Genomic DNA, 6,749 nt, shown 5'->3' on the forward strand with positions numbered 1-6,749 from the left:
CAATCCGACCCAAAACCGCAATGTCATTGGCTGCCGAAGGTGGGGTAGATGCATGGGCCGGGGCGGCGGACTTGGTGCCCACAACCAGCGGCGTGAAGGGTTGGCGACCCTTGGGCGGGGCAGATGTGGTCGAGCTATCGGGCAGTTTCAGCACTTCGAGAGCCCGGGCGCGATGGGCGAGGCGGCGTAAAAAGCCACGCTCCTCCAAAGCGGTGATCAAGCGGTGAATGCCCGACTTCGACGCTAAGTCCAACGCATCCTTCATTTCGTCAAAAGAAGGCGAGACGCCTGTTTCCTTGAGACGCTCATGAATGAATAGCAAAAGCTCTCGTTGTTTGGACGTCAGCATCAACTTCCCCTATCCTGCGAGGCGGGCGCATAGGCCCAGCCCCGATCAAATCCGCTTGCACCGTGAACGATGCACGAACAAAGTAGCGATGTTCTAACTCTGTTCCGTTTTTTCGTCTATAGGCCGCTGCAAATTTTTCCGCAGCCTCATGGCAGCTGACCTGCACATGCCCCTCTCGCCTGATGGGGCCATGGCTGCTAAGTCATCGACCAACAGGATAGAAATATGAAAGTCAGATTTGCACCTTCTCCAACCGGCAAGCTCCATGTTGGCAATATCATCACGGCTTTGCGCAATTGGTTGTTTGTGCGCCAGCATGGCGGCACGTTCCTTTTGCGGATTGATGACACCGATACAGCGCGCTCAACCAAAGCTTTTGAGGATGGTATTCGGACAGACCTGACGTGGCTTGGCCTGACGTGGGACGAGGAAGCCCGCCAATCGGCCCGGTTTGACGTCTATGATAAGGCGCGCGACCGCCTGATCGCAGCGGGCCTGCTCTATCCCTGTTATGAGACAGCCGAAGAATTAGACCGCAAGCGCAAGATCGCTTTGTCGCGCAAATTGCCACCCGTCTATGACCGCGCCGCACTTGCGCTGACAGATGCTGATAAGGCTGCCTTTGAAGCAGAAGGGCGCAAGCCGCATTGGCGCTTTAAATTGTCGGGCAAGCGGGTTGCATGGAAAGATTTGATCCGGGGCGAACAAACCGTTGACACCGCTTCAATGTCTGACCCCGTGCTGATCCGCGAAGATGGCGCGTATCTGTATACGCTGCCCTCGGTCGTTGATGATGTGGATTTGGGCGTCACCCATGTGATCCGTGGCGAAGACCATGTGACCAATACAGGCGCACAGGCAGAAATCTTTGAAGCCTTAACCGGCGGCAAGCGCCCAGAATTTGGCCATTTCCCGCTGTTGGTTGGTGCAGATGGCGAGACATTGTCCAAGCGGATTGGCTCTTTGTCGGTTGAAAGCCTGCGCGAGCAGGGTGTGGCTCCTCTAGCGGTATTGTCCTTGATGGCGCGGATCGGCACGTCTGACCCGGTTGAGGCGGTCGATAATCTGGATGCTTTGGTGGCGGGTTTTGACTTTGGCAAGATCGGCCGCGCGCCCGCCCGCTTTGACCCTGAAGATGTGCGTCGCTTGGATGCGCAATTATTGCAGCATGCCGATTATGGCTCGATCAAACCCCGCCTTGCCGCCATTGACTGTGATTTGGGTGAAGCTTTCTGGCTTGCCGTGCGTGGTAATCTTGCCAAGTTTGACGATGTCAGCCTGTGGGCCCGCGTGGTTCAAGGCCCGATTGAGCCCCAAATTGACGAGCCCGACTTTATCGCCACCGCGCTGGGTCTGTTGCCAACAGGGCCCTATGATGAGACGTCTTGGTCAAGCTTTACCGAAGCGGTGAAGGCGGCCACGGGGGCGAAGGGTAAGGGCCTGTTCATGCCCTTGCGCAAGGCGCTGACCGGCCAAGAGCATGGGCCTGAAATGAAGAGCTTGTTTATGCTGATCGGGCCAGATCGGGCGGCTGCTCGCTTGGCGGGCACCAAAGCTTAAGGGCGCAGCCTGTCGCGGTCCGCGCGCCAGTTTTCGGCCTCACAACGGGCGTGAAAATGGGGCGTGCCATAGATTTTGAAGAAGTCTTCGGCGACCTGCCAGCAGGAATCAAACCAGCTATTTTCTGGGGTGGGCATAATCCCAGTATTGCTATGCAAGGCCCAGGACATGCTTTGGATTGGCCCAAATATATCATGGATCATCGGCCAAGACGGCGGCGTCGCAATATAGTTTTCGCCGATTAAGCGGTCAAAGCGCTTGGTCCAAAAGCTGAAAATATAGCGGACCAAGGCGGCGGAGGATGGCATGATGGTGCCCTCCTTTAATCGCGCAATAATTCCAAATTGAATGGAGCCCAAGCGCAAACTATCTGGGTCTGTATAGGTGGTCAGTGGCCGCAATATACAGGTCGTCAGCCGCGCTAATGGGTTTTTCTGGTCATCATCCTGCCCAACCCAAGCGCAGAACAGGGACATGCCCAAGGCATAGACCTCTTCATGCAGCGCCACATCATTGGGGAATTGGCGATACAGGGTGGCGGTTGACACACCGGCCCGTTTGGCAATCGCAGACATGCTGAGATTTTCAAACCCACGCTCATAATTCTCGTAAATGGCAGCAGCCAGAATGCGAATCCGCCGATTGGTCGTGTTGAGCCGATTGATTTGCGGGCTCGCTATCTTTTCCAATTCACGAAACGCAAATTCCATGAAGTTCTTGGGAGGCGGGCCAAGGGCTAGACTGCGCTCAAAATCCACAATCAGCGGCAGGCTATCGCGCCCTGAGGCGGGGTCAAGTGGGGAAGGCTGAGTGAGGCTTTGGACCGGGGGTGTGGCCGTGTTCGCCAGCCAGTCCCATTGATAGGTTTTACTGAAAATCTGATATTTATTCGTACCATAGACCTTAAAGAACCCCTCGACGACTTTTATCGCCTCATGGTGCCAGCTTTGGCTGGGCACATAATGCCCGCGCCCGCCTTGAAACCAGTGCAAGGCGCGCGCTTCAATCGGACCAATCAGGCGAAACAATTGGTGGTGCATTGATCCGGGCTCAACAAAGCCTGCTTCGATCAAGTTTGTGATTTCACGCCGCCAAAACTGATGCAGAGACTCAAAGCCAGTATGTGCCGTCCGGCTTGCGATCTCGCCCGTGGCTGCATCCTTGCGAACTTGAAACGTCTGGGCGATGGTGAATTGGCGAAGATAAGGCTCAACCAGGATCGAGGCATAATGTTGCACAAGCTCGATCAAGTTCCGAATGGGATTTGGGTGCGTCTCCCGGTCCAGCATGGCGGCGAGGATAAGCTCATGACCAAGCGCGAGAGCTTGCAAATTCATGTCGTTTCGATTGGGGAAAAGCCGATAGAGGGTGGCGGTCGAAACACCTGCATGTACGGTAATGGCTGTTATATTGGCATTTAGAAAACCGGCTTCTGCCCATTCTTTCAAAACCGCGGCCAAAATCAGCCGTTTACGCGTCGCATCATCTGATCTGCGAGCCTGTGTCTTAAGACACAATTCGACCTGACGTTGGAACAAGGCTTTGTTTGTTTGATCAGAAGTCGGGAAGGGCATTTTGTATCGATCATGAGGAAATTGAGTTGCCTTTCACACGCACCAAGGGGGCAAACCAATATAGGGGAAATGGGAATATTACTTATGGGTAGTTTTAACCATTTTCTTTTTGGAACGCAAATAAATCCGCGTCCCAATTCTTCTTTCGACGCATTTGATGAAAATAAGGGGTGCCATTTAGGGTCAAGAATTCACTGGTTGCCCGCCAGCAAACCTCAAACCAAGAATTTTCCGGGACATAGGGCAGGCCCGCGAAGGTATACGGCTGGAGGATCCTTGCCTCCAACGGCCCGCCTAAGGCTTCAAGGAGTTCGTAGCGCGGCTCTGAGCTTAAATACCCTTCTGAATGAAGCAGCCGAAACTGCGAAGTCCAAAAGTCATGTATACGCTGAAAATAGAGCGCTGACGTCATGCGAAGTTCTGGGTCGCGTGCGCTTCGTTTCATCAAGAGGCCAGAGCGTTCATCTTGGCGGGCTGGAAGTGTCCATAATTCAACCCAGCGCGTTAAGTAGGTGCATAGCCGAAATATTGGGTTGGGGTGCCAGGCATCTAGGGTTAAGAAAGCGCTATAGAGTTCCACGCTTAGCCGTTGTCCGGCTGTCAGAAGTTCCTCATCGCTGCTAAAATAGCGGTAGAGGGTGGCGGACGAGACGCCAGCACGCTTGGCAATTTCGCGCACATTCATGCGTCGCGCTGGGTTGAAATGACTTTCATAGAGGGCAGCTGCAATGATCCGCTGACGTCTATTGCTAGCGTCCAGCCGATTGGCATTGGGGATCAACATTTGTTCGAGTTGCTTCAGAACAAACTTATGGATTGTTGAGCTGCTGGTCTCTGCGCTCATTCCGTTTTCCAGTCCCAATTATAGGTCAAGCTCATCGTATGGAACTTGGTGGTGCCATAGAGCTTGAAGAAGTCTTCCACGATCGATTGCGCATCACTTCGCCAACTTATTTCTGGCAGATAGTCGGGATAACCCCAGAAAAAGCGGCCCAAGGTCCGCGCCTCCACAGCACCCTTTAGGCGGCACTCCTGCCAGTCGATATCATCAAGGCGAATGAGGCCTTGGGTGACAAGCTCTTGCAGATTGTTTTGCCAGAATTGTTTGACACCGGCTTGGCCTTCGCGAGCAATATCCCGCACTCTGTCTTGGATATCAGGCTCCAACAGCATCAAGGATTGGCTCAACAAAAGCTCACGGACATAGTCTTGACGCAGCGTTTCGGCATGATTGAACACGATCTCGGTCAATCGGTGGATCGGGTTGGGGTGGCTTTGCGCCTTTGTCAAAAGACCAACCATAATGTCATTGCCAAGCTTTAAAGCGTCGCAATTGATCGCATTTTTGTCTGGAAACAAACGATAAAGGGTTGCGGTGGACATGCCAGCCCGGTTGGCAATCCGATGAATTTGGGCGTTCACATAGCCCACCTCGTGCCATTCCTGCAGAACACTGGCCAAAACGCGGTTGGTCCGCGTCGCAAGGTCATGGCGGCGGGCAGGGGCCGTCAAAAGACGCTTCACGATCAGTTCGAAGGATTGCCCACCTTCTGTTGGCTTTTGCTGTGCTTCCATATCCGTACCCCGATACTTTACACCTGCGATCACTTGAGACAGCACCATCATTTTTATCCGTATGCGGCTCAATTGGCCTGAAGGGCCATATCCGATAGCCGCGGGCCTCCAGAATGATCCTCATTGCTTTGGGCACATGCGGCAGCCAACTTTGGCCGTCTCAGGTTTTTCGCCTGAAGAGGGTATCCGTTTCAACACATGTTTGGTGATGCGTTGTTAATGGATTTACCCTTGAATGTACCACAAAGTAATGTGATTACTTGGTTGCAGAACTAAGCTTAAAACGAATTAAATTCGAAATAAATATTCAATTACAGTTAACGATAGAAATAGCAACAAAATCAAATAGTTAAATGTTAAAAAATCACTAATTTCACCTAGAAAATGTAAAGTATAAAATTTTAATTTTATTTGCTGCAAACTTTAATCGCAATATCTAAAAAATATATTCAAATTTACTTTGGCGTATTTTGGTTTTTTACCGATACTCAGGTCACTTGGAAAACGGGCAAGACCAAGCCATCCCGCGGCGCGTCGGCTGCGTGGTTCACAGACTTTATTTTGTACAAAAGCGGGGTTGCTTTAGCCCTTGGCGACGGCTGCTTCTAAGCCCGCCAAAGCTTCTTCTGGCGTGTCGACACAAAAGAAGGAATTGCGGAAGGCTTCTGGTGTGAACTTGGTCACAATAGTTGCCTCAATCAGATCGACAAAGGGCTGCCAGAACGCGCGGTCAACCAAGACGACCGGTTTGTGATGGAGTTCAAGGCGCTGCCAGGACAGGGTCTCCACCACTTCTTCCAGCGTGCCAATGCCACCGGGCAGCACAATGAATGCATCAGATTCCGCAAATAGGCCCCATTTGCGCTCGTGCATCGTATCGACCATGCGGGTTTCAAATGCCGCATTGGGCTTTTCCCATTTGGTCAAAAAGTGCGGCATGATGCCCAAGACTTCGCCGCCGGCCTCATGGGCGGCACGCGAGGAGGCCCCCATCAGGCCGACATTGCCGCCGCCATAGACCAAGCGAATGCCCCGCTTGGCAATCGCTTGACCCATTTGGGTTGCGAGCTCGAGGTAAGCAGGGTCTACTTGGTTGGAAGAACCACAATAGATACAGACAGATTTCAATTTGCTCATGCCCTGCTCCTTAAGCCGATCTCTGAGTGTGCCCGACTCAATCAGCCAAGCACATGATTTTGCGAGCGCTATATGCATGTTTCCTGACATTTGTGCATCAAGCCTTGCCAGCAATCGCATTTTGGCTGTTCAATCCCGGCCAACATTGCCTATGTGGTCATTATGAGAAAAGGCGAACGCAACAAGTCCGACGCGGCCAATGAGATTTCACCGATCGGGCGGGCCTTGTCGCGCTTGGTTCGATTGATTGGCGGGCTTGATACCACTGAGTTGCGCGTTCGTGTTGGGCTTGCCCTCGGCCTCACTTTGATTTCCAAGGTTTTCATTGTCGGCGCACCCTTGGTGCTGGCAGATGCGGTCAATGGCCTCACCAGTGGCAGTAACCCTTCGTGGGACATTATCTTTTTGATGGCGATTGGCGCTTGGGCCTTGATGCGCTTCTTGGGCTCTGGCGCGCCGCAATTGCGCGACACCATTTTTCAGCCCGTTAGCGAAGAAGCCCAAAGGCGGGCAGGGGTTGCCGTCTTTGGCCATGTCCATGCGCTGGGGATCCG

The 6,749-nt window shown here is 52.9% G+C and carries 6 protein-coding genes and 1 pseudogene; 2 read left to right on the plus strand and 5 right to left on the minus strand.

Features of this window, described 5'->3' with window-relative positions:
• On the minus strand, positions 1-349 hold a 349-nt coding region (locus tag IOB61_RS15125; RefSeq protein WP_367272863.1), incomplete at its 3' end, for a LexA family protein.
• 225 nt (positions 350-574) lie between these two features.
• On the opposite strand from IOB61_RS15125, the gene gltX reads away from it, so the two are divergent.
• The gene (gene gltX, locus IOB61_RS15130; RefSeq protein WP_290818537.1) at positions 575-1,909 is read left to right on the plus strand and encodes a glutamate--tRNA ligase; all 1,335 of its coding nucleotides are present in this window, start codon (positions 575-577) and stop codon (positions 1,907-1,909) included.
• Here gltX and IOB61_RS15135 read toward each other — a convergent pair.
• The 4 genes from IOB61_RS15135 to IOB61_RS15150 form a co-directional block, all read right to left on the minus strand.
• Positions 1,906-3,447, minus strand: a complete 1,542-nt coding sequence (locus IOB61_RS15135; protein ID WP_290818539.1) for a TetR/AcrR family transcriptional regulator — start codon at positions 3,445-3,447, stop codon at positions 1,906-1,908. The genes gltX and IOB61_RS15135 overlap by 4 nt on opposite strands.
• A 130-nt stretch (positions 3,448-3,577) precedes the next feature.
• Positions 3,578-4,327, minus strand: a complete 750-nt coding sequence (locus tag IOB61_RS15140) for a TetR/AcrR family transcriptional regulator (protein WP_290818541.1) — start codon at positions 4,325-4,327, stop codon at positions 3,578-3,580.
• Positions 4,324-5,109, minus strand: coding sequence for a TetR/AcrR family transcriptional regulator (locus IOB61_RS15145; protein WP_290818543.1), 786 nt, complete (start codon positions 5,107-5,109; stop codon positions 4,324-4,326). Before IOB61_RS15145 ends, IOB61_RS15140 begins: the two co-directional genes overlap by 4 nt.
• Before the next feature lie 531 nt (positions 5,110-5,640).
• Positions 5,641-6,195: a TIGR00730 family Rossman fold protein gene (locus tag IOB61_RS15150; protein WP_290818545.1), complete on the minus strand. Its 555-nt coding sequence runs from the start codon at positions 6,193-6,195 to the stop codon at positions 5,641-5,643.
• 162 nt (positions 6,196-6,357) lie between these two features.
• Here IOB61_RS15150 and IOB61_RS15155 point away from each other — a divergent pair.
• Positions 6,358-6,749 (plus strand): annotated as a pseudogene (locus IOB61_RS15155) (metal ABC transporter permease); the annotation flags it as partial.

The sequence above is a fragment of the Aquidulcibacter sp. genome (assembly GCF_020253525.1).
GTDB lineage: Bacteria > Pseudomonadota > Alphaproteobacteria > Caulobacterales > Aquidulcibacteraceae > Aquidulcibacter.